Annotated in this window: 22 protein-coding genes; 10 read left to right on the top strand and 12 right to left on the bottom strand. The window is 71.8% G+C overall.

The features are described from left to right. Window positions 1-390 precede the first annotated feature (390 nt). Complete coding sequence (locus tag ACFY93_RS27875; RefSeq protein ID WP_391364015.1) at window positions 391-1,038, bottom strand: DNA-3-methyladenine glycosylase; 648 nt, start codon at window positions 1,036-1,038, stop codon at window positions 391-393. Window positions 1,039-1,201: 163 nt separating this feature from the next. On the opposite strand from ACFY93_RS27875, the gene ACFY93_RS27870 reads away from it, so the two are divergent. From ACFY93_RS27870 to ACFY93_RS27860, 3 genes are all read left to right on the top strand, one after another. Next, window positions 1,202-1,987, top strand: coding sequence for a sporulation protein (locus ACFY93_RS27870; RefSeq protein ID WP_391364013.1), 786 nt, complete (start codon window positions 1,202-1,204; stop codon window positions 1,985-1,987). Window positions 1,988-2,038: 51 nt separating this feature from the next. Further along, window positions 2,039-2,578 carry a YbhB/YbcL family Raf kinase inhibitor-like protein gene (locus tag ACFY93_RS27865; protein WP_391364011.1) on the top strand — a complete coding sequence of 180 codons (540 nt, stop codon included), beginning with the start codon at window positions 2,039-2,041 and terminating at the stop codon, window positions 2,576-2,578. A gap of 146 nt (window positions 2,579-2,724) precedes the next feature. After that, on the top strand, window positions 2,725-3,231 hold the full coding sequence (locus ACFY93_RS27860; protein WP_391364009.1) for an HNH endonuclease: 507 nt from the start codon (window positions 2,725-2,727) through the stop codon (window positions 3,229-3,231). Between the two features lie 62 nt (window positions 3,232-3,293). On the opposite strand, the gene ACFY93_RS27855 is transcribed toward ACFY93_RS27860, so the two are convergent. From ACFY93_RS27855 to ACFY93_RS27845, 3 genes are all read right to left on the bottom strand, one after another. Next, window positions 3,294-4,280 carry an SPFH domain-containing protein gene (locus tag ACFY93_RS27855; protein ID WP_391364007.1) on the bottom strand — a complete coding sequence of 329 codons (987 nt, stop codon included), beginning with the start codon at window positions 4,278-4,280 and terminating at the stop codon, window positions 3,294-3,296. Between the two features lie 131 nt (window positions 4,281-4,411). Next, the gene (locus tag ACFY93_RS27850; protein ID WP_391364005.1) at window positions 4,412-4,843 is read right to left on the bottom strand and encodes an NfeD family protein; all 432 of its coding nucleotides are present in this window, start codon (window positions 4,841-4,843) and stop codon (window positions 4,412-4,414) included. Between the two features lie 70 nt (window positions 4,844-4,913). Beyond that, entirely contained in the window at window positions 4,914-5,705 is a 792-nt protein-coding gene (locus ACFY93_RS27845; RefSeq protein WP_391364003.1) for an ATP-binding cassette domain-containing protein, read from the bottom strand. 121 nt (window positions 5,706-5,826) lie between these two features. On the opposite strand from ACFY93_RS27845, the gene ACFY93_RS27840 reads away from it, so the two are divergent. Next, entirely contained in the window at window positions 5,827-6,615 is a 789-nt protein-coding gene (locus ACFY93_RS27840) for a hypothetical protein (RefSeq protein WP_391364001.1), read from the top strand. Window positions 6,616-6,726: 111 nt separating this feature from the next. Here the strand turns inward: ACFY93_RS27840 and ACFY93_RS27835 are convergent, their stop codons facing one another. The 3 genes from ACFY93_RS27835 to ACFY93_RS27825 all read right to left on the bottom strand — a co-directional run bounded on the left by ACFY93_RS27835 (window position 6,727) and on the right by ACFY93_RS27825 (window position 8,973). Continuing rightward, entirely contained in the window at window positions 6,727-6,972 is a 246-nt protein-coding gene (locus tag ACFY93_RS27835; RefSeq protein ID WP_391363999.1) for a chaplin family protein, read from the bottom strand. A 206-nt stretch (window positions 6,973-7,178) separates the two neighbouring features. Next, window positions 7,179-7,820, bottom strand: coding sequence for a response regulator (locus ACFY93_RS27830; protein WP_391363997.1), 642 nt, complete (start codon window positions 7,818-7,820; stop codon window positions 7,179-7,181). Next, window positions 7,813-8,973 (bottom strand): GAF domain-containing protein, encoded by a 1,161-nt coding sequence (locus ACFY93_RS27825; protein WP_391363995.1) that lies wholly within the window; start codon window positions 8,971-8,973, stop codon window positions 7,813-7,815. The genes ACFY93_RS27830 and ACFY93_RS27825 overlap by 8 nt, the downstream gene beginning before the upstream one ends. 218 nt (window positions 8,974-9,191) lie before the next feature. Between ACFY93_RS27825 and ACFY93_RS27820 the strand changes: the two genes are divergently transcribed. The 3 genes from ACFY93_RS27820 to ACFY93_RS27810 all read left to right on the top strand — a co-directional run bounded on the left by ACFY93_RS27820 (window position 9,192) and on the right by ACFY93_RS27810 (window position 12,065). Further along, complete coding sequence (locus ACFY93_RS27820; RefSeq protein WP_391363993.1) at window positions 9,192-9,887, top strand: SDR family NAD(P)-dependent oxidoreductase; 696 nt, start codon at window positions 9,192-9,194, stop codon at window positions 9,885-9,887. Window positions 9,888-9,934: 47 nt separating this feature from the next. Continuing rightward, window positions 9,935-10,999, top strand: coding sequence for an S-adenosylmethionine:tRNA ribosyltransferase-isomerase (locus ACFY93_RS27815; protein WP_391363991.1), 1,065 nt, complete (start codon window positions 9,935-9,937; stop codon window positions 10,997-10,999). A 322-nt stretch (window positions 11,000-11,321) separates the two neighbouring features. Further along, the gene (locus tag ACFY93_RS27810) at window positions 11,322-12,065 is read left to right on the top strand and encodes a transglycosylase SLT domain-containing protein (RefSeq protein WP_391363989.1); all 744 of its coding nucleotides are present in this window, start codon (window positions 11,322-11,324) and stop codon (window positions 12,063-12,065) included. A gap of 131 nt (window positions 12,066-12,196) precedes the next feature. Here ACFY93_RS27810 and ACFY93_RS27805 read toward each other — a convergent pair whose 3' ends face one another. Further along, on the bottom strand, window positions 12,197-14,776 hold the full coding sequence (locus ACFY93_RS27805) for an FHA domain-containing protein (protein WP_391363986.1): 2,580 nt from the start codon (window positions 14,774-14,776) through the stop codon (window positions 12,197-12,199). Window positions 14,777-15,005: 229 nt separating this feature from the next. On the opposite strand from ACFY93_RS27805, the gene ACFY93_RS27800 reads away from it, so the two are divergent. Then, a complete protein-coding gene (locus tag ACFY93_RS27800; RefSeq protein WP_391363984.1) occupies window positions 15,006-17,024 on the top strand; it encodes a streptophobe family protein in 2,019 nt (672 codons plus the stop codon). Between the two features lie 141 nt (window positions 17,025-17,165). Continuing rightward, the gene (gene serB / locus ACFY93_RS27795) at window positions 17,166-18,380 is read left to right on the top strand and encodes a phosphoserine phosphatase SerB (protein WP_391363982.1); all 1,215 of its coding nucleotides are present in this window, start codon (window positions 17,166-17,168) and stop codon (window positions 18,378-18,380) included. 74 nt (window positions 18,381-18,454) lie between these two features. Here the strand turns inward: serB and ACFY93_RS27790 are convergent, their stop codons facing one another. From ACFY93_RS27790 to ACFY93_RS27775, 4 genes are all read right to left on the bottom strand, one after another. Next, on the bottom strand, window positions 18,455-18,973 hold the full coding sequence (locus ACFY93_RS27790; RefSeq protein WP_391363980.1) for a histidine phosphatase family protein: 519 nt from the start codon (window positions 18,971-18,973) through the stop codon (window positions 18,455-18,457). 134 nt (window positions 18,974-19,107) lie between these two features. Continuing rightward, window positions 19,108-19,314: a hypothetical protein gene (locus ACFY93_RS27785; protein WP_391363978.1), complete on the bottom strand. Its 207-nt coding sequence runs from the start codon at window positions 19,312-19,314 to the stop codon at window positions 19,108-19,110. A gap of 216 nt (window positions 19,315-19,530) precedes the next feature. Next, entirely contained in the window at window positions 19,531-19,647 is a 117-nt protein-coding gene (locus tag ACFY93_RS27780) for an SGM_5486 family transporter-associated protein (protein ID WP_391363976.1), read from the bottom strand. Between the two features lie 76 nt (window positions 19,648-19,723). Beyond that, window positions 19,724-21,037 (bottom strand): CynX/NimT family MFS transporter, encoded by a 1,314-nt coding sequence (locus ACFY93_RS27775; protein ID WP_391363974.1) that lies wholly within the window; start codon window positions 21,035-21,037, stop codon window positions 19,724-19,726. A gap of 111 nt (window positions 21,038-21,148) precedes the next feature. Here ACFY93_RS27775 and ACFY93_RS27770 point away from each other — a divergent pair, with 111 nt between their 5' ends. Further along, a complete protein-coding gene (locus ACFY93_RS27770; RefSeq protein ID WP_391363972.1) occupies window positions 21,149-21,868 on the top strand; it encodes an FCD domain-containing protein in 720 nt (239 codons plus the stop codon). Window positions 21,869-21,871 lie beyond the last annotated feature (3 nt).

Here is a 21,871-nt window from a genome sequence, read left to right as displayed (position 1 = left end):
GTTGATTTTTGGCACGCTGTTGAGTTCTCAAGGAACGGACGCTTCCTTTGTACTCACCCTCTCGGGCTTTCCTCCGGGCGCTTCCCTTCGGTCTTACTGTCTTGCGTTTCCGACTCTATCAGACTCTTTCGTGTCCGATTTCCCTGTCGGCGGGATTTGTCTGGGGTCCGGGGTTTTGGCCCCGGGACCTTTCGACATTCACTACGTTAGCCGATTCCCTCCGCAACTCATAATCGAGTTCAACGAGTTCGAATCCGGACATGCAGGCACACCGAATGCGCCCCCGTTGAGGGGAAGTCGTAGGTAGTGGTTTGGCCGCTTCCGGTTGCTGGCTGAACGCCTCACCGGGTCAAACGGCTCGGACTACATTACGGATCGCCCAGGGGTGCGTCAAGTTGAGCGGCGTCGGCGCCGTGGGGTGTGCGCGCGGTACGGGCTCACGGTCGGGTCGTCGGTGATCCAGAAGCGCCACGGGTGGACGCCTCCGTCTCCGGCCACTCCTGTACGGGGGCCACTGCTCACCTGGTCGACGCGGGGGGACGTACCCGTCAGCAGCGACACCGGGCCGGCGCCCGGAGCGCAGGCGTCGGTGCCGTCGAGCGCCCGATCGATGCCCAGGGCGGTGGCCAGGCGGGCGGGGCCCCTGGCCAACTCCTTGTCATTGCGCGCGGAGAGGCGGCGGGTGCGTGCCAGCTCGGCGCCCTCGACGATCTCACCGGCCCGCAGCAGGACTCCGCCCGCCCGGCCCTCGGGACCGCACACCAGGTTCATGCAGTGCCACATGCCGTAGGTGAAGTAGACGTACACGTGTCCGGGCGGGCCGAACATCACCGCGTTGCGGGGCGTGCGTCCGCGATAGGCGTGCGAGCCGGGGTCGTTCTCCCCGTCGTAGGCCTCGACCTCCGTGAGGCGCACCTCGATCGGGCCGTCGGGGGTGGAGCGTACGAGGACCCGCCCCAGCAGATCGGGGGCGACCTCCAGGACAGGGCGGTCGAAGAAGTCGCGCGTGAGGGGCGTACGGTCAGGTGCCGCGATCATGACGTCCGAGCGTAACCCAGACGGGTGGCCTCGGGCCGGGGTGGCCAGGCGGCGTCCCTCTTGTAAGGGTGGAGACGGAACCGGGCACGGCCCATTCGCGTTTACAGGGATCAAGGGTCCGGACACCGAGACGTAACAGGCGATGCCTGGGGAGGAAAGTGACATGGGGTTCAAGCGGATGCTCGCGAGCCTGGGGGCCGGCGGCGCCTCGGTGGAGACGGTGCTGACCGAGGTCAACGTCGTGCCGGGTGGTGTCGTGCAGGGCGAGGTGCGGATCCAGGGCGGGTCCGTGAACCAGGCGATCGAGGGCCTGTCGGTCGGCCTCCAGGCCAAGGTCGAGGTCGAGGGCCACGACGACCAGGAGTACAAGCAGGACATCGAGTTCACCAAGTCGCGCCTCGGCGGTGCCTTCGAGCTCCAGGCCGGCGCGGTGCACGCGGTGCCGTTCGGGCTGGAGATCCCGTGGGAGACGCCGGTCACGATGATCGACGGGCAGGCGCTGCGCGGGATGCACATCGGCGTGACCACCGAGCTGGAGATCGCCCGCGCGGTGGACTCCGGGGACCTCGACCCGATCAACGTGCACCCGCTGCCGGCTCAGCAGGCCATCCTGGACGCCTTCATCCAGCTGGGCTTCCGCTTCAAGAGCGCGGACATGGAGCGCGGCCACATCAGGGGGACCCGCCAGCGGCTGCCCTTCTACCAGGAGATCGAGTTCTTCCCGCCGTCGCAGTACCGGGGGCTGAACCAGATCGAGCTGAGCTTCGTGTCCGACGACCGTGAGATGGACGTCATCCTGGAGATGGACAAGAAGCCGGGGCTGTTCAGCGAGGGCAGCGACTCGTACCGCGCCTTCAAGGTCGGGCTGAACGACTACCAGGGCACCGACTGGGCGGCGTACCTGAACCAGTGGCTGTCGGAGGTCGGCAGCAAGCGCAGCTGGTTCTAGGGTCGGGAGGGTCTTCCCGGAATCAGCAGGAACCGATCAGGAGGTACCGAGGTGTCCGAGCTCAGGAGGCCGCCGCTTCCCCACGACTTCCATCCGCCCGTGCCGGCGTTCACGGTCACGAGTGAGGACGTCGAGCCGGGTGCGGTGCTGAAGGACGCTCAGGTCTACTCGGGCGGGAACACCTCGCCGCAGCTGCGGTGGGAGGGTTTTCCGCCGGAGACCAAGAGTTTCGCCGTGACGTGCTACGACCCGGACGCCCCGACGGGCAGCGGGTTCTGGCACTGGTCCGTGTTCGACATCCCGGCCTCGGTCACCGAGCTGCCGACGGGTGCGGGCACGGGCGCGTTCGAGGGGCTGCCCGAGGGCGCGGTCCAGGTGCGCAACGACTACGGTTCGAGGGACTTCGGTGGCGCCGCGCCGCCGGCCGGCGACCCGGCGCACCGCTACGTGTTCACCGTGTACGCGGTGGACCAGGAGAAACTCGGCCCCGACGCCGACACGTCGCCGGCCGCGGTCGGTTTCAACCTCCGGTTCCACACGCTGGCGCGCGCCCAGCTGATCGGTGAGTACGCGGCTCCCGCCGAAGACTGACGTTCACCGAACGTTTGCCCGCCTCTGGTCTTGGAATTGATCAGGGGCGGGCACTTTTTTATTGCGTTGTCCATCTCGGCGTGCCCGGCCAGAGTTGACCCCAGCCCGCCAGGGGGTGGGCCGGTGCACACGGGAGGTGGGCTGGAATGCGGGACACGCTGGTACTCAACGCGAGCTTTGAGCCGCTGTCGACGGTGACGCTGAACCGAGCCGTCGTTCTGGTGCTGCAGGACAAGGCCGTCGTCGAGCAGGCCCACCCCGAGCTCCGTATGCGCGGAGCGGCGCTCGACATACCGGCACCCCGGGTGATCAGGCTCTGCCGCTATGTCCGGGTGCCCTTCCGAAGACGGGCTCCGTGGTCGAGGCGGGGTGTCCTGGTGCGGGACCGGCACAGGTGCGCGTACTGCGACCGGCGTGCGACGACCGTGGACCACGTGGTGCCGCGGGCACAGGGGGGCGCCGACTCCTGGCTGAACACGGTCGCCTCGTGCGCGGAGGACAACCACCGCAAGGCGAACCGCACGCCGGAGCAGGCGGGGATGCCGTTGCTGCGGCAGCCGTTCGAGCCGACTCCGGCCGACGCGATGCTGCTGGCGCTCGGCCGGGACGACCTGGACGCGCTGCCGGAGTGGCTGGCGCAGTCGGCGGCGTAGACCGGTCGTGACCGTGCGAAGGGCCCGCCTCCCTCGGGAGAGCGGGCCCTCGGCGTGCCGGGTCAGTCGGTGATGGACGGCCGCTCGCGCCGCTCCGTGCCTCCGGAGGCCGCGCCGGCGCCCTGGCCGGGTCCGGTGGGCGCGGCGGGTCCGCCGCTGCCCGAACCGCCGCCCATCCCCCCGAAGTTGCCGAAGGCACCGGACAGCCCCTTGAGGGCGTCGCCGATCTCGCTGGGCACGATCCAGAGCTTGTTGGCGTCGCCTTCGGCGATCTTCGGGAGCATCTGGAGGTACTGGTATGAGAGGAGCTTCTGGTCGGGGTCTCCGGCGTGGATGGACTCGAAGACCGTACGGATGGCCTGGGCCTCGCCCTCCGCGCGCAGGGCGGCGGCCTTGGCCTCGCCCTCCGCGCGCAGGATGGCGGACTGCTTCTCGCCCTCCGCGGTGAGGATCTGGGACTGACGGATGCCCTCGGCGGTGAGGATCGCGGCGCGCTTGTCGCGGTCGGCGCGCATCTGCTTCTCCATCGAGTCCTGGATGGAGGTGGGCGGCTCGATCGCCTTGAGCTCGACGCGGTTGACGCGGATGCCCCACTTGCCGGTCGCCTCGTCGAGGACGCCGCGCAGGGCCGCGTTGATCTCCTCGCGGGAGGTGAGGGTCCGCTCCAGGTCCATGCCGCCGATGATGTTGCGCAGGGTGGTGACGGTGAGCTGCTCGATGGCCTGGATGTAGCTCGCGACCTCGTACGTGGCGGCCCGGGCGTCGGTCACCTGGTAATAGATGACCGTGTCGATGTTGACGACCAGGTTGTCCTGGGTGATCACCGGCTGCGGCGGGAAGGGCACGACCTGCTCGCGGAGGTCGATGCGGTTGCGGATGGAGTCGATGAAGGGGACGACGATGTTCAGGCCGGCGTTGAGCGTGCGGGTGTAGCGGCCGAAGCGCTCGACGATGGCGGCGCTGGCCTGCGGGATGACCTGGATGGTCTTGATCAGGGCGATGAAGACCAGCACCACCAGAATGATCAGGACGATGATGATGGGTTCCATCGTGGCTCCCCGTACCCTTCTGCGCCTCGGTGTGTCCGGAAGATCTTATGTTCGTCGAAGATCTTGCTCGTCGAGTCTGACAGACCGTCGCCTGCCGCGTGGGGCGTTCTCCTCCATTGCGTCGTGCGAGGTCACATGACGATCGCGGTGGCTCCCTCGATCTCCACGACGTCCACCTCCTGGCCCACTTCGAAGGCCTGACCGGCATCGAGGGCGCGCGCGGACCAGACCTCTCCGGAGAGCTTGATACGGCCGCCCGAGCCGTCCACCCGTTCGAGGACGACGGCCTGTCTGCCCTTCAGGGCGTCGATGTTCGTGCGGAGTTGGGGGCGCTGGTCCTGGTGACGCTTGGCGATGGGGCGCACGACGGCGATGAGGGCCACCGAGACGGCGACGAAGACGAGGACCTGGAGGACGAGGTCTCCGCCGACGCCCGCGGTCAGGGCGCCCGCGACGGCGCCGACGGCGAGCATGCCCAGCTCCGGCATCGCGGTCACCACGAGGGGGATGCCCAGTCCGACCGCGCCGATCAGCCACCACACCCATGCGTCGATGTCGTCCACGTGGCCATGGTAGGACCCGTCGTCCGCCGCGGACAGGGTGCCGATCAGGCGCGACGGTGTACGGGAGGGGTCACGCCATCGGCAGGCCCTGGGCGGTCCAGCGCTCGCCGACCTGTTCGACGACGAGCGGGAGGCCGAAGCAGAGCGAGAGGTTGCGGGAGGTGAGTTCGAGTTCCAGGGGGCCGGCGGCGAGGACCTTGCCCTGACGGATCATCAGGACGTGGGTGAAGCCGGGGGCGATCTCCTCGACGTGGTGCGTGACCATGATCATGGAGGGGGCGATCGGGTCCCGGGCGAGGCGGCCGAGACGGCGTACGAGGTCCTCGCGGCCGCCGAGGTCGAGGCCGGCGGCGGGCTCGTCGAGGAGCAGCAGCTCGGGGTCGGTCATCAGGGCGCGGGCGATGAGGGTGCGCTTGCGCTCGCCCTCGGAGAGGGTGCCGAACCTGCGGTCCAGGTAGTCGCTCATGCCGAGGCGGTCGAGGAAGGCGCGGGCGCGCTGCTCGTCGATGTCCTCGTAGTCCTCGTGCCAGCCGGCGGTCATGCCGTAGGCCGCGGTGAGCACGGTCTGCAGGACGGTCTGGCGCTTGGGCAGCTTCTCGGCCATGGCGATGCCGGCGATGCCGATGCGCGGGCGCAGTTCGAAGACGTCGACCTTGCCGAGGGTCTCGCCGAGGATGGTGGTCCGGCCGGAGCTGGGGAAGAGATAGCTGGAGGCGACGTTCAGGAGGGTCGTCTTACCGGCGCCGTTGGGGCCGAGGATGACCCAGCGCTCGCCCTCCTTGACCGACCAGGAGACCTGGTCCACCAGAGCCCGGCCCTCGCGGACCACGGATACGTCCTCCAGCTCCAGAACATCGCTCATGAGCGCGCTGTCTCCCAATGCAGTCTCGGCCGTCGCATACGTCTGTGGACGCAGCCCCCAGTGAAATCTACGCCACCGGCCGTCCGCTCCCGTCCATCGGTCGGTCCTTAGGGTTGGGGGCATGCTCTCGGAACCACGTTCAGGTCGGCTGGCCGCATGGGGAAATGCCCTGTTGGCCGGATTTGTGTCTCCGGATGACGCGGTCCTCGCCATCGTCGGTGAGGACGCCGTGCACCGGGTCGAGGGGCTGCCCGGGGAGTCGGGGCCCGTGGGGCTCACGCTCGCCCTGGGGCGGCTGCGCGGGCTCGGCGCGGTGGGGCTGCGGGTCGCGCTGCCCGCGCCGGGTCATCCGCTCGGGCTGAGCGGGCCCCCGGACTTCAACGCGCGGGCCCTGGAGGCGGAGGAGGCGGTCGTCTGCCAGGGCGCCGCGCTGGGGCTCGTGCCGGAGGTGTACGAGGCGGGTCCCGCCGGTGACGTCCATGTGGAGGTCGTCTGGCACTGCCTCGCCGTGCGGGAGGCGCCGCCCGCCGACGTGCCGTCGCTGGGCGAGGCGGAGCGGGAGCTTGCGGAGGCGCTGCGCGACGCGACGCGGGTGCTGTCGCAGCTCGACGTGGCCGCTTCGGGTCCGGTCGCCGAGGCGGCGGTCGACGCGTACCGGGCGCGGGCCGAGCGGGGCCGTGAGGTGCTGGCGCCCGGGTATCCGCCGCGTGCGGTGCGGGTGCTGGAGCTGGCGCAGCGTGTGGGTCTGCTGATCTCGGTGGCGTACGAGAACGGGCACGGCGGGGCCGTCACCGCCTCGGAGATGGCGGCGCGGGCCGAGGCGCTCAGGCCGGTGGAGCGGACGGCCCGGCGGGCGCAGGTCGCGGCGTACAACGCGTTCGTGGAGGAGCGGGAGCGGGGGGTGCGCTGAGGGGCGGATCCCTGGCGCCCGCCGGCGCGGGCCGGGGACGCGACCGGCTCCCCAGGGGTCCTGGGGAGCCGGGGTACGGCCGTGCGGTGCGGGCCCGGGCGGCACCGGTCCTCAGTGGTTGAGGCCCAGGTTGCCGAAGGCCGGGTTCAGCGCGCCGATGACGTTCACCGTGTTGCCGACCGCGTTCACCGGGACGTGGACCGGGACCTGTACGACGTTGCCCGAGACGACGCCCGGGGAGCCCGCGGCCGTGCCGCCCGCCCACGCGCCGTCGGTGGCGGAGGCCATACCGGCACCGGCGGCGACGAGCCCGCCGGCCACCATCGCGACAGCCGTGGCCCTCTTCAGGTTCTTCACTTCTCAGTCCTCCTAGCGATCACCGCGGCGGACGCCGCGGGGACGCACTGGAGAACGGCTGCGGCGCCCGGAGGTTGCGCCATCCGGGGGACATACACCCGACGGTATGAATCTCATCCCGGACGGGAACCGTGCGATGCCCGCCGGGACGCCGTGCCCGTACCGGGTGTCCGCCCGCCGCGGGCTCCGGGGCGGCCGCAGCCCAGTCACCCCGCCGCCCCGTGACGGACAGCCCACAGGGCGGCCTGCGTACGGTCGGCGAGGTCGAGCTTCATCAGGATGTTCGAGACGTGCGTCTTGACGGTCTTCTCGGAAAGGACCAGCGCGCGGGCGATCTCCCGGTTGGAACGGCCGTCGGCGATCAGGCCGAGCACCTCGCGCTCCCGCTCGGTGAGCGACCCGCCCCTGCCCTGGGGCGCGCCCGTCTCCTCCTGGGAGAGCAGCGCGAGGGCCACCTCGGGCTGGAGCAGGACGTGCCCCGCGTGCACGGAGCGGATGGCGCCGGCGAGCGCGTCCGGATCGACGTCCTTGTACACGTATCCGGCGGCGCCCGCGCGCAGGGCGGGGACCACCGTGCGCTGCTCGGTGAAGCTGGTCACGATCAGCACGCGCGCGCGGTTGTCGAGTTCGCGGAGCTTGCGCAGTGCCTCGATGCCGTCCATGCCCGGCATCTTCACGTCCATGAGGACGACGTCGGGCCGCAGCTCCTCGGCGCGGGCGACTCCCTCGGCGCCGTCGGACGCCTCCCCCACCACCTCGATGTCGTCCTGCACCTCCAGGAAGGTGCGCAGGCCCCGGCGGACGACCTGGTGGTCGTCGACGAGCAGCACCTTGATTGCGTCAGCCACCAGGAACCTCCATCTCGATCGTGGTGCCCTCGCCGGGCGCCGATTCCACCGTCAGACGGCCGCCGACGCCGCCGGCCCGGTCCCGCATGGAGACGAGGCCGAGGTGGCGTCCGGCGCTGCGTATGGCCCGGGGGTCGAAGCCGTCGCCGTCGTCGGTGACGCGCAGGACCGCTCCGCAGTCCCGCCGGTCCAGGGTGACGTCGACGTGGGCGGCGCCGGAGTGCCGCAGGGCGTTGTGCAGGGCTTCCTGGGCGACACGCAGCATGGCCTCCTCCTGGGAGGCGGGCAGCGCGCGGACGCCGCGGCCGGTGAACGTCACGCGGGCGGAGTGGGCGCGGTCGAGGACCTGGATGTGGGTGCGCAGGGTGGCGGCGAGTCCGTCCTCGTCCAGGGCCGCGGGGCGCAGCTCGACGACGGCGGCGCGCAGTTCCTCGGCGGCCTCGGCGGCGAGCGACGCCACGTGCTGCAGCTCGCCCTTGGCGCGCTGCGGGTCGCGGTCGACGAGAGCGGTGGCGGCCTGAGCGGTCAGGCGCAGCGAGAAGAGCTTCTGGCTGACGGCGTCGTGGAGCTCGTGGGCGAGGCGGGAGCGCTCCTCGGCGATGGTGAGCTCGCGGCTGCGCTCGTAGAGGCGGGCGTTGGTGAGGGCGATCGCGGCGTGCTGGGCGAGGATCGTCAGGAGTTCCTCGTCGTCCTCGGTGAAGCCGCAGTCGCCGCCGGGCCCGGCGCACGGCTCGCCCGAGCGGTTCTTGTTGGCGAGGAAGAGCGCGCCGATGACCTCGTCGCCGTCGCGGATCGGCATGCCGAGGAAGTCGGACATGTCGGGGTGGGCGGCGGGCCAGCCCTCGAAGCGGGGATCCCTGCGCACGTCGGCGAGACGCTCCAGGCGTGCGTCGCGGAGCATCGCGGCGAGGATGCCGTGCTGGCGGGGCAGCGGTCCGATGGCCTTCCACTGCTCGTCGCTGACGCCGTCGACGACGAACTGCGCGAAGCCCCCGTGATCGTCGGGGACGCCGAGCGCCGCGTACTGCGCGTCGAGCAGCTCGCGGGCCGAGGCGACGATCGTCTTGAGGACGTCGCGCACCTCCAGGTGCCTGCTCATGGCCAGCAGCGCGGAGCTCACCGCGTACAGGCCGGACCGGGGACCGTGACTCATGACCTCAAGGTACCGGCGGGGTGTGACGGCGCGTATCGGGCCCGGGGAGGCGGTCGCGGGGGCCGGTGGACCTAGGCCGAAGGGCCCCGGCTCTCTGCGCCCGGCGCACGAGGCGGACGGGTGGTCCGGGTTCCTAGCGTGGGGATCACCGCCGACGGCGGCGGCCACGCCGGACGGGCGTGCGGTGAGGGACGTGCGGTGACGAGGGGACGGATGTCATGCCGGTTGCGATCATCACGGGGGCGTCGAAGGGGCTGGGCCGCGCGCTGGGGGCGGCTCTTGCGGAACGCGGCTGGGACCTGGTCCTGGACGCGCGCGGCGCGGGGGACCTGAAGGAGGCGGCGCGGGCCCTTGACGTATACGGGACACGGGTGGAGGCGGTGGCGGGGGACGTCACGGACGCCGGGCACCGTACGGAACTGGTGGCGGCGGCCCGGGAGCTGGGCGGTGTCGATCTGCTGGTGAACAACGCGAGCGCGCTGGGTGCCGAACCGCTCGTACGGCTGGAGGATCTGGCGCCGGCGGGCCTGTGGCGGGCCTTCGAGGTCAATGTGGTCGCGGCCCTGGGGCTGGTGCGGGAGGCGCTGCCGTCGTTGCGGGCGTCGGAGGCCGGCGCGGTCATCGCCGTGAGTTCGGACGCGGCCGTGGAGGCGTACGAGACCTGGGGCGGGTACGGGGCGTCGAAGGCGGCGCTGGACCGGCTGGCGGCGGTCCTGGGGGTGGAGGAGCCCGGGCTGCGGGTGTGGGCGGTCGACCCGGGGGACATGGCGACGGACCTGTACGCGGCCGCCGTGCCCGGGGACGGGGACCCGCGCCCGGCGCCGGAGAGCGTGGTGCCGGCCTTCCTGGCGCTGCTGGACCAGCGCCCGGCCAGTGGCCGCTACACGGCGGCGTCGCTGCGGGAGGGGCTGTGAGGGCGGTGGCGGGCATCCCCCCGCGCGAGCCGGTACGAGGGCTCGAGGTGCCAGCGGAGCTGTCGGCGCGGGTCCCCGCCGAACAGCGGGGGCCGGGGCTCGACCGGGACGTCGTGCGGCTGCTGGTGTCCCGCGGCACACGGGTGTCGCATCACGCGTTCGCGGAGCTTCCCGCGCAGCTGCGGGCCGGGGACCTGCTGATCGTCAACACCTCCCCCACGCTGGCCGCCGCCGTCGACGGGCGAACCGGGCACGCGAGCGTGGTGGTGCACTTCTCCACGCGGGGCGACGACGGCCGGTGGGCGGTGGAGCTGCGGGATCCGGACGGCAGGGGCACCACGCGCGCGCGTGCGGGAGGCCCCGCGGGTACGGAGGTGTCCCTGCCCGAGGGGGTGCGGCTGGTCATGGAGGAGCCGCTGTCCCCGGACGGGCGGCGGCTGTGGTGGGGGCGGGTGTCGGACCCGGACGTCCCGGGGCTGCTGCGCCGGCACGGTCGCCCGATCCGTTACTCCTACACGGAGCGGGACCAGCCGCTGTCCGTGTACCAGACGGTGTTCGCGCTGCCGTCCGGGGACGGGGCGGGCAGTGCGGAGATGCCGAGCGCGGCGCGGCCCTTCACCGCGCGGCTGGTGGCGGAGCTGGTGAGCCGGGGGGTGCAGTTCGCGCCGGTCACGCTGCACACGGGGGTGGCGTCGGCGGAGGCGCACGAGCCGCCGTATCCGGAGCGGTACGCGGTCGCGGAGACCTCGGCCCGGCTGATCAACGCGGCGCGGGCCGGGGGCGGCCGGATCGTCGCGGTCGGTACGACGGCGGTGCGGGCCGTGGAGTCCGCCGCGGGCGCGGACGGGATGGTCCGGGCCGCGCGGGGGTGGACGGATCTCGTGGTGACGCCGCGGCGCGGGGTGCGGGTGGTCGACGGGCTGCTGACCGGGCTGCACGAGCCGGAGGCCTCGCATCTGCTGATGCTGGAGGCGGTCGCGGGGCGTGCGGCGGTCGGCCGCGGGTACGAGGAGGCCCTCGAGGGGCGCTATCTGTGGCACGAGTTCGGCGATCTGCACCTCGTGCTCCCTCCGGAAAGGGCCGCGACATACCGCCCAAACCCCTCACCCTGAGCATTGCGCCAGCAACCAAGGGTGAGACCGGGGCGAGCGCCATGTGAGGCCGGGCATAGGGCCCACATCACGTACGAAGGGGCATAGGAGATAGTCTGCCCCTTTTGAGCGGGGCAGACGTACCGTTCTGCCCCGCTTTGACCCTCTCGGGTCAACTATCCGACTTCGTACGTCACACCTTTGCCTTCGAATTTTGCGACCGCTAAGAATTGCTCTCGTCGCTCAGCGCCGCGGGTTCAACCCCCGCGGCGTTCGTCCGGAAAAACTTCCTGTCCCCCCGGCCCCGAGCGATCTCCGCGCTATTCGAAGAGGTCCATCAGTCATGCCCAAGTTCATCAACGCTCCTGGTCATATTTCCGCGCTGACCAAGACCCACAAATACTCGCTCGCCGGTGTGGCCCTGCTCGGCGCCGCCGCCCTCGGTGTCTCCACGGTGCCCGGTGGCGAGCACACCACCACCGAGGTCGCCGCCGCCTCCTCGTCCGCTCCGGTCGCGCTGAGCGACACGCAGATCAAGGACGTCAAGGCGAGCGTCACCGACCAGATGGCCGGCGCCAGCCTCAAGGCCGAGGCCATCGCCGCGAAGAAGAAGGCTGCCGCCGCGAAGAAGCAGGCAGCCGACGAGGCCGCCGCGAAGAAGCAGGCCGCCGCGAAGAAGAAGGCCGAGCAGGAGCGCCGGAAGAAGGCTGCCGCCAGCCGGTCCGCCCAGCGCCCGCAGGTCGAGGCCGTCGCGGCGAAGACCTACCCGAACAACCTGGACGGCTGGATTCGTGAGTCCCTCGACATCATGAAGAAGCACGGCATCCCGGGTTCGTACCACGGTCTGCACAAGAACATCATCCGCGAGTCGTCCGGCAACCCGATGGCCATCAACGACTGGGACATCAACGCCATCAACGGCATCCCCTCCAAGGGTCTGCTGCAGGTGATCCCGCCCACCTTCGCCGCGTACCACGTCAACGGCACGTCGTCGAACATCTACGACCCGGTCGCCAACATCACGGCCGCCGCCAACTACGCGGCCGACAAGTACGGGTCGATCGACAACGTCAACAGCGCCTACTGAGCCTCGCGAGGCGCGCGGACCTCATAGGGGTCTCAGCAGGGACGCGGAAGGGCGGCACCCCCTCGGGGGCGCCGCCCTTCCGCACTGCGACCGCGTCCGCCCCGCCATCGGGCCACCGGCGCGCGCGACCGCTACTTGCGCATGACCTCGGGCTCGTGGCGCCGCAGGAAGCGGGCCACGAAGAAGCCGCACAGCGCGCCCAGCGCGAGCAGGGCGATCATGTCGAGGCCCCAGGCCGCCGCGGAGTGGTCCCACAGCGGGTCCGTGCTCGTGGGGTCGTCGGTGTTCGGGCTGATGTTGTTGAAGTCCAGCGTCGTACCGGCGGCGGCGACCGCCCAGCGCGACGGCATCAGGTACGAGAACTCGTTGACGCCGACCGTGCCGTGCAGGATGAACAGACAGCCGGTGAACACCACCTGGATGATCGCGAACATCACCAGCAGCGGCATCGTCTTCTCGGCGGTCTTCACCAGCGAGGAGATGACCAGGCCGAACATCATCGAGGTGAACCCGAGACCCATGATCGGCAGGGAGAGCTCCAGCAGCACCCCGTTGCCCAGCACCAGGCCCTTCTCGGGGATCTCGCGGCTGGAGAAGCCGATGGCGCCGACCAGCGCGCCCTGCAGGACGGTGATCGCGCCGAGCACGATCACCTTCGACATCAGGTACGCCGACCGGGACAGGCCCGTCGCGCGTTCCCGCTCGTAGATCACCCGTTCCTTGATCAGCTCGCGTACGGAGTTGGCCGCGCCCGCGAAGCACGCACCGACCGCGAGGATCAGCAGCACCGTGGTGGCGGTGCCGTTCGGGACGGGGATGCCCCTCGAGTTCGGCGGGTTGACCAGCAGGCCCTTGTCCGGGTCGATGAGCAGGCTCACCGCGCCGAGCACCGCCGGCAGGATCACCGTCAGCGCCAGGAAGCCCTTGTCGGACACGATGACCGACACGTACCGGCGCATCAGCGTCATCAGCTGCGAGCCCCAGCCCTGCGGCTTGGGCGGCCTGATCGCCTGCGGCGGCGGCATGTGCACCGACTGCGGGGCGACGGCGTCGATGTCCGCGGCGTACATCTGGTAGTGCTGCGAGCCCTTCCAGCGGCCCGCCCAGTCGTAGTCGCGGTAGTTCTCGAAGGCGGAGAAGACGTCGGCCCAGGTGTCGTAACCGAAGAAGTTCAGCGCCTCCTCCGGCGGACCGAAGTAGGCGACGGAGCCGCCCGGTGCCATCACCAGGAGCTTGTCGCAGATCGCCAGCTCGGCCACGGAGTGCGTGACCACCAGGACCGTGCGGCCGTCGTCGGCGAGACCGCGCAGCAGCTGCATGACGTCGCGGTCCATGCCCGGGTCGAGACCGGACGTCGGCTCGTCCAGGAAGATCAGCGACGGCTTGGTCAGCAGCTCCAGGGCCACCGAGACACGCTTGCGCTGGCCACCGGAGAGGGAGGTGACCTTCTTCTCCTTGTGGATGTCCAGCTTCAGCTCGCGCAGCACCTCGTCTATGCGGGCCTCGCGCTCCTGCGCGGTGGTGTCCGCGGGGAAGCGCAGTTTGGCCGCGTACTTGAGGGCCTTCTTGACGGTCAGCTCCTTGTGCAGGATGTCGTCCTGCGGGACCAGACCGATGCGCTGGCGCAGCTCGGCGAACTGCTTGTAGAGGTTCCGGTTGTCGTAGAGGACATCGCCCTGGTTGGCCGGGCGGTAGCCCGTGAGCGCCTTGAGCAGCGTCGACTTGCCGGAGCCCGAGGGGCCGATGACCGCGATGAGCGACTTCTCCGGGACGCCGAAGGAGACGTCCTTGAGGATCTGCTTGCCACCGTCGACCGTGACCGTCAGGTGCCGGGCGGAGAAGGACACCTCACCGGTGTCGACGAACTCCTCGAGGCGGTCGCCGATCAGGCGGAACGTCGAGTGGCCGACGCCGACGATGTCGTTCGGGCCGAGCAGCGCCGAGCCGCCCTTGGCGATCGGCTGGCCGTTGACGTACGTGCCGTTGTGCGAGCCGAGGTCGCGGATCTCGAAGCGGCCGTCGGGCGTCGCGTGGAACTCGGCGTGGTGCCGGGAGACCTGAAGGTCGGAGACGACCAGCTCGTTCTCCAGGGCACGGCCGATGCGCATCACGCGGCCGAGGGAGAACTGGTGGAACGTGGTCGGGCTGCGGTCGCCGTACACCGGCTGCGCCCCCGCGCCGCCACCGGGCACCTGCTGCGCGTGTCCCGCGGCCGGGCCCTGGCCCTGCTGCTGCGGGATCTGCGGCTGCCCCTGCTGCTGCCAGCCGGCCCCCGCCGCCTGCTGGTGCTGCGGCGGAGCCTGCTGAGCCCAGCCGGCGCCCGCGCCCTGCGCCGCGTACGGCTGCTGCTGGGGCTGCGCCGCCTGTGCCTGCTGGGGCTGCGCCTGCTGCTGCGGGGCGGCCCCGGCGGCGCCGGAGAGGTTCAGCCGCGGACCGTCGGTCGCGTTGCCGAGGTGCACCGCCGAGCCCGGACCGATCTCCATCTGATGGATCCGGTGCCCCTGCACGAACGTGCCGTTGGTGCTGCCGTGGTCCTCGACGACCCAACTCCGGCCGTTCCAGCTGATCGTGGCGTGACGCCAGGACACCCTGGCGTCGTCGAGCACGACGTCACCCTGCGGATCGCGTCCGAGGGTGTATTGCCTGGACGCGTCGAGCGTCCAGGTGCGTCCATTCAATTCCAGTACGAGTTCCGGCACTCCATGCCCCACTGAGTTGTCCCCCGAGATACCCCCGTCGCTGGGAGTCTAGGGATGTCGAACATCGTGGGGAACTATTTCAGTAGGAGCACCCTGACCGAAAGTCGGGCCTCGTGAAGACCGCTTACGGGCGGGTTGCCCGTTTCCGTTGACGGGGTGGAAACCGGCCCGGAGAGTGGTAATCCCACGCGAGGGGGACATCCGCGGTGGATCGCCGCGACGCGGACCGGGGGGCCTGACGATGAGGGACAAGACCGCGCAGTACCGCGGGAGGGTGCCGTGGGGCGATGTGCTCCTGTCCTCGATCGCCGCCGTGAGCTGGGCGTTGATCGGGATGGCGGGCACAGCGGCCCTCGGGCTGCATCTGCTCGGCGCGGACGCGGCGGGCTCCCTCGGGCCGATGACCGCGGCGGTGGTGGCCCTTGGGGCGGGTGGTTCGGTCACTCCGTCCGGCGATGTGTCCGCCTTCGGCCTGAAAGGCGCCGAGGCTCATACGGCCGTCCAGATCACGCCACTTGGCGTCGGTCTGGTGGGCGCGCTCCTGCTCGCCTGGTTCTTCCTGCGCTCCCTGCGCGGAGTGAGCGGCGTGCTCGCGCCGCGCGAACTCCTCGCGCGCGCGGGGACGGTGGTGGCGCTCTTCGTCGCCGTGCTCGGCGCCCTCACCCGGGCCGGCCACGACGTCATCACCGTCGACGGCGCCCGGCTCGGCCTCGACCGGGTGCCCGGCGGGGGCGGCCTCGGCGGCATCACGGACAAACTGCCCGGCGGGCTCGGGGACATCGGCGGACTGCTGCCCGACGGGCTCGACGGCCTGGCGGACACCGAGGCGGCGGTCACCTTCACGGTCGACACGGCGGCCACGCTCCTCGGCGGCGCCGTCTGGTGCACCGGCGTCCTGCTCGTCGCCCTGCTCGCCTCGCGCCGCACTCCCCTGCCGCGCGGCTGGGACGCCGTGCACCGGGTGGTGCGGCCGGCCTCGTCCGCGCTGGTCACGGTGGTGCTGGTGGCGGTGCTGGCCGGGCTCGCGGCGGCCGCCTACGCGGCGGTCGGCGACGACCACCCGAAACGGATCGCGGGCGCGGCACTGCTCGGCGCCCCGAACGGGGTGTGGCTGGGCCTCCCGGTCGGCCTCTTCGTCCCCTGGGACGGGAAGGCGACGGGGGAGCTCGTCAGCGTCCTGCCCGACCCGCTGGACAAGCTGCTGAGCACCGGTTCCGACCGGCCCGTCACCCTGGGGCGCCTCGCCGGACTGGACGGCCGCGTCTGGCTGCTGGGGGTCGCGGCCGCGCTCATGATGCTGACCGCCGGAGTCCTGACCGCGGCGCGTACGCCGTACGGAGGCGGGCGGGGTGCCGCGCCCGCGGGAGGCGAGGACACCACGGCTGTACGAGGCGGGGGCGCCGCCGGGTTCGCCGGGCGCTGCGCGCTTCGGCTCGGGGTGGCCACGGCGCTGGCACTGCCGCTGCTCGCCCGGTTGACGGACGTGTCCGTGGACGCCTCGGTGTCCGTACTCGGATTCGACGCGTTCGGTGCCGGGGTCGAGCTGCACGGGCATCTCTGGGCGGCCTCGCTGCTGGGCGCGGTGTGGGGGGCGGGTGCCGGGACGGCGGGGGCGCTGCTCGCACACGCGAGCGGAGCGGCCGGGCGGCGGGCGGCGCCACTGGCACGGCGTGCCAAGGTGGTGCCGGACGCGGTCCCGGGCGGCCCGGGACTGCCGGGACCGTACGAGCCGGGCGCGCCCTACCGGCCGCCGAACCCCGCCACCAACCCGTATCTGCGGCTGCCGGACGAACTGCGGGACGGGGTACGCGACGAGGTGCCGTACCGGCAGCCCGGCCGGGGGCGGGACTCCGGGCGGGGCCGGGAGCACGGGCGTGGCCGGGGCCGCGACGGGGACGGTGCCCCGGACCGGGATCACGGGCGGGGGGACGCCCGCGGTCGGGAACCGGGGCAGGAGGAGCGGCGGGGACCGGGCCGGGCGGGGCGGGAGGTGCCCGAGCCGGACGGCCGGCCGGCGGACGACGTCTACGGCGCGCCGACGGTGGCCGGACCCTGGACACCGCCGCCACGCTCCCCGGCCCGGCGCCCGCACCCGGGGCCGCCCGACCGGCCACCGCCCCCGCCACCACCACCGCCATCGCCGTCCGCCGTTCCGCCCACCCCTCCACCCGCACCCCGGCCCGCGTCTCCCCCGCCGTCCCCGCCCTCCGCGGAGGGCGGGCGGCCGCCCGCACGGAGGAGGCCGAGAGGGAAGGACTGAGGGAGGATGGCACCGACAGCCCCTGGCGGCCGCCACGCTCCGGCAGGAAGCGGGCCACCGCGGTGACAGCCGATGTTCCCCTGTCCGTCAGGCGGACCTCAGGGGCGGAAGGCACTGGGTGCCGGATACGGTGGGAGCACCATGAGCCCTTCGCAGACCTCTGACGTTCCCACTCTCCTCGTCAAGATCTTCGGCAAGGACCGGCCCGGTATCACCGCCGGTCTCTTCGACACCCTCGCCGCCTACTCCGTCGACGTGGTCGACATCGAGCAGGTCGTCACCCGTGGCCGGATCGTGCTGTGCGCGCTCGTGACCGAGCCGTCCGCCGGGCTCTCGGGAGACCTGCGCGCGACCGTCCACAGCTGGGCGGAGTCGATGAAGATGCAGGCGGAGATCATCTCCGGTCTCGGCGACAACATGCCGCGCGGGCTGGGGCGTTCGGTCGTGACCGTGCTCGGGCACCCGCTGACCGCCGAGTCGACGGCCTCGATCACCGCGCGGATCACCGAGACCGGTGGCAACATCGACCGGATCTTCCGGCTCGCCAAGTACCCCGTGACGGCGGTCGAGTTCGCCGTGTCCGGCACCGAGACCGAGACCCTGCGCACCGCTCTGGCGACCGAGGCCGCCGCGCTCGGTGTCGACGTCGCGGTGGTCGCGTCCGGACTGCACCGGCGGGCCCAGCGGCTGGTCGTGATGGACGTGGACTCGACGCTCATCCAGGACGAGGTGATCGAGCTCTTCGCCGCCCACGCGGGCTGCGAGAAGGAGGTCGCCCAGGTCACCGAGACGGCGATGCGCGGTGAGCTGGACTTCGAGCAGTCGCTGCACGCGCGCGTGGCGCTTCTCGAAGGGCTCGACGCGTCGGTCGTGGACAAGGTGCGCAGCGAGGTCCGGCTGACGCCGGGGGCGCGGACCCTGATCCGTACGCTGAAGCGGCTCGGCTTCCAGGTGGGTGTCGTGTCGGGTGGCTTCACGCAGGTCACGGACGATCTCAAGGAGCGGCTCGGGCTCGACTTCGCGCAGGCCAACACGCTGGAGATCGTCGACGGGAAGCTGACCGGGCGGGTCGTCGGCGAGATCGTGGACCGGGCGGGCAAGGCGCGGCTGCTGCGCCGGTTCGCCGCCGAGGCGGGCGTCCCGCTCGTCCAGACGGTGGCGATCGGGGACGGCGCGAACGATCTGGACATGCTCAACGCGGCGGGCCTCGGGGTGGCCTTCAACGCCAAACCCGTCGTCCGCCAGGCCGCGCACACCGCCGTGAACTTCCCCTTCCTCGACACCGTCCTGTATCTGCTCGGGGTCACCCGCGAAGAGGTCGAGGCGGCAGACACGCACGACGACGACGCGCAATGAGTCCGTTCGGTCACGGCGGGCCCGGCGCCGCGGCGCCGGGCCCATGATTGTCCGGGCCTCGTGGGTTATGTGGGTTACTCGGTCGGCGCCCAGTAGTCGGTCAGCGTGCCGACTCCCGGCTCCACGGTCTTCCAGGAGCCCGTGAAGGTGAGGACCGCGTAGGCCGCCGTCGGGAATCCGAGGCTCTTCATCCGGGTGCGGGCGTCGCCCTCGGCCTCTCCGGCCAGGATGTCGGCGAGGCCCTGGATACCGGGGTTGTGGCCGATGAGGACCACGTTCTGCGCGTCGTCGGGTGTCTCGTTGAGCACGGCGATCAGCTCGCCGGGCGAGGCTTCGTAGACCCGCTCCTCGTAGACCGTTTTCGGCCGGTGCGGGAGCTCGTGGACGGCGAGCTTCCAGGTGTCGCGGGTCCGGGTCGCCGTGGAGCAGACGGCCAGGTCGAGGGGGATGCCGGTGTCGGCCAGTTTGCGTCCGGCGACGGCCGCGTCCATACGGCCTCGGTCGGCGAGCGGCCGCTCGTGGTCGGACACTTGCGGCCAGTCGGCTTTCGCATGCCGGAAGAGGACGATCCTGCGGGATTCTGCGACGCTCATGCTTTCCAGCTTCGCACGAAACACGCCACGGGGCGCAGGGAGTTGGCAGGCTCTGCCACTACGGGTGACGGAGTGCTTCCGTATCGACGCCCGAGGGCCCGGGGAAGGGCGGGACGTGGTCCTCCGGGCCGGCCTCAGCGGGTCAGGGCCTGCTGAGCGCGCTCGAAGAGGTGGGCGATCCCGGGGTCGCCGGCGGAGGCCTGGGCGTCGGCCGGGTTGAGTATCAGCATGAGCAGTGCCGCGAAGGCGAGCGCGGGAAGGGCGAGCGCCCACCAGGGCAGCCGGATGTCGACGCGGCCCGTGGTCGCCGGGTGGGGCCGGGTGTGCGTTCGGGCCGGCATGCCGCCTCCAGGGGTCTTCCGCTGCTCCGTGTCGCCACGTCTTCGCGGCCACACTGGAAATCTACGGAATCCGGAGCCGTCGACCCATCCGGTGATCCACCCACTTGACCCTGACACCCGCCCCCTAGGGGATCGGGGGTTAGCCCCACCTCCGGCGGGCGGCGCGGGAGCCGGAACCGGACTCCCTCGGCCGGGGTCCGGCGGTCGGGGCGGCGGTCAGGGCGACGCGATCGTCGCGATGACGCCGATGATGACGGTGATGGCCAGCATCGCGCCGAGCACGAGCATCAGCTTCTTCTGGCCGTTCTGGGGGTTCGGGTCGAGCACAGGCATACGGCAAGTCTCGCACCCCCCGCCGGCCCCCGCCGCGCCGGGGTGACGGGGCGACGGGGCGACGGAGCCATGGGGTTCAGCGGGCGGCCTCGTCCTCCACGGTGCGGTCGCGTCCGGCGAGCACGCCCGCCACGACCTGCGGGACCATCAGCCCGGCCATCAGGGCGATCGGCAGGCCCCAGCCCCCGCTGTGCTGGTAGAGCACGCCGACGAGCAGCGGGCCCGGGATCGAGATGAGGTAGCCGGTGCTCTGCGCGAAGGCCGACAGCTTGGCGACGCCCGCGCGGGTCCTGGCCCTCATGCCGACCATGGTGAGGGCCAGCGGGAAGGCGCAGTTGGAGACGCCGAGGAGCAGTGCCCAGGCCCAGGCCCCTGCCTCGGGGGCGAAGTACAGGCCCGCGTATCCGGCGAGTCCGCAGACGCCGAGCGCGACGACGATCGGTCCCTGGTGGGGCAGGCGGGTGGCCAGCCGGGGGATGACGAAGGCCAGCGGCACCCCCATCACCATGGTGACGGCGAGGAGCAGTCCCGCGGTGCGCGCGGGGACACCGGCGTCGCGGAAGATCTGCGCCATCCAGCCCATGGTGATGTACGCGGCGGTGGCCTGGAGCCCGAAGAACGCGGCGAGGGCCCAGGCGGTACGGCTCCGGGTGATCCGCAGCCCGTCGGCGTCCGGCCGGCCGGCGCCGGTGTCGGCGCCCGTCCCGCTCCCGGCGGGGCCCTCCGGGGCGCCCGGGAGGGTGGCCCGCGCGCGTGACAGGGGGATCCAGGGCAGTACGGCGGCTGCGGCGAGGACGGCCCAGAGCGCGAGTCCGGACCTCCAGCTGCCGCCGAGGGCGTCGGTGACGGGCACGGTCACCGCGGCCGCCGCGGACGTGCCGAGCGCGAGCGCCATCGAGTACAGGCCGGTCATGGAGCCGACCCGGTCCGGGAACCAGTGCTTGACGATGACGGGCATCAGCACGTTGCTGACGGCGATGCCCATGAGGGCGAGCGCGCTGGCCGCGAGGAATCCGGCGGTGCCCCCCACGTAGGGGCGGATCAGCAGGCCCGAGGCGATGGCGGCCATGCCGGCGCCGACCACCGCCGCGGTTCCGAAGCGGCGGGCCAGCCGGGGGGCCATGACGCCGAAGACGGCGAAGCAGAGCGGGGGTACCGACGTGAGGAGTCCGGCGACGCTGCCGCTCATGCCGAGCCCGTCGCGCACCTCTTCGAGGAGGGCACCGAGGCTGGTGATCGCGGGACGCAGGTTGAGGGCCGTGAGGACGATGCCGACCACCACCAGACGCGTCGCCCACGCGCGCGTGGGGTGCGTCCGGGCCTCGGGCTCCGTGCCGGCGGAGCTGCGTATCGGTGCGGACGTCGTCGCCCGGGTCTCCTCGGTAGCCATGACGCCATCATAGAATCATGGGATGAATGGCTGTCCACTGCCCTTCCGCTACTCTCCGGAGCCACCGGCCACACACAGGGCCGGGCACGCAGCGCCCCACGAAGGACCGTCATGCCGCTGAGCCACCCCCGCCGATCGGCCCTGTCCGAGCAGGTCATCTCCGAGCTGCGGACGCAGATCACCTCGGGTGAATGGCCGGTCGGCTCCCGCATCCCCACCGAGCCGGAGCTGGTCGAGCAGCTCGGGGTGGCCCGCAACACCGTCCGCGAGGCCGTACGGGCGCTCGCCCACAACGGCCTGCTCGACAGCCGGCAGGGCTCGGGCACGTACGTGGCGGCGACCAGCGAACTGGCGGGCGTGATGCACCGCCGTTTCGCCGACGCCGATCCCCGGCACGTCGCGGAACTGCGCTCCACGCTGGAGTCGAGCGCGGCGAAGCTGGCCGCCGAGCGGCGCACCGAGCGCGATCTCAAGCAGTTGGACGCGCTGCTCGTACGCCGCGAGGAGGCATGGGAGTCGGGTGACACGGAGGCCTTCGTGACCGCCGACGCCACCTTCCACCTGGCCGTGGTCGCGGCGTCCGGCAACGAGGTCATGAAGGCGCTGTACGCGGACCTCGTCGAGGTGCTGCGGGACTGGCTGCGCGAGGACGTCGGCGAGGAGCTGACGCCGGAGACGTACATGGACCACGCGCGGCTCGTCGACGCGATCCGCGCAGGAGACCCCGAGACGGCGGCGGCCCGGGCGGCCGGCTACCCGTTCCTGTGCCGGCCGGGCCGCCCGCGGCCGGGGGCGCCGGAGCGGCCCGCGGGCCAGGGCGACATGGGCTGAGCG

The sequence above is a fragment of the Streptomyces sp. NPDC008313 genome (assembly GCF_042956125.1).
In the GTDB taxonomy this organism is placed as follows: Bacteria; Actinomycetota; Actinomycetes; order Streptomycetales; family Streptomycetaceae; genus Streptomyces.
Note: the sequence above shows the minus strand (reverse complement) of the source record. Positions and strands in the feature narration are given on the sequence as shown.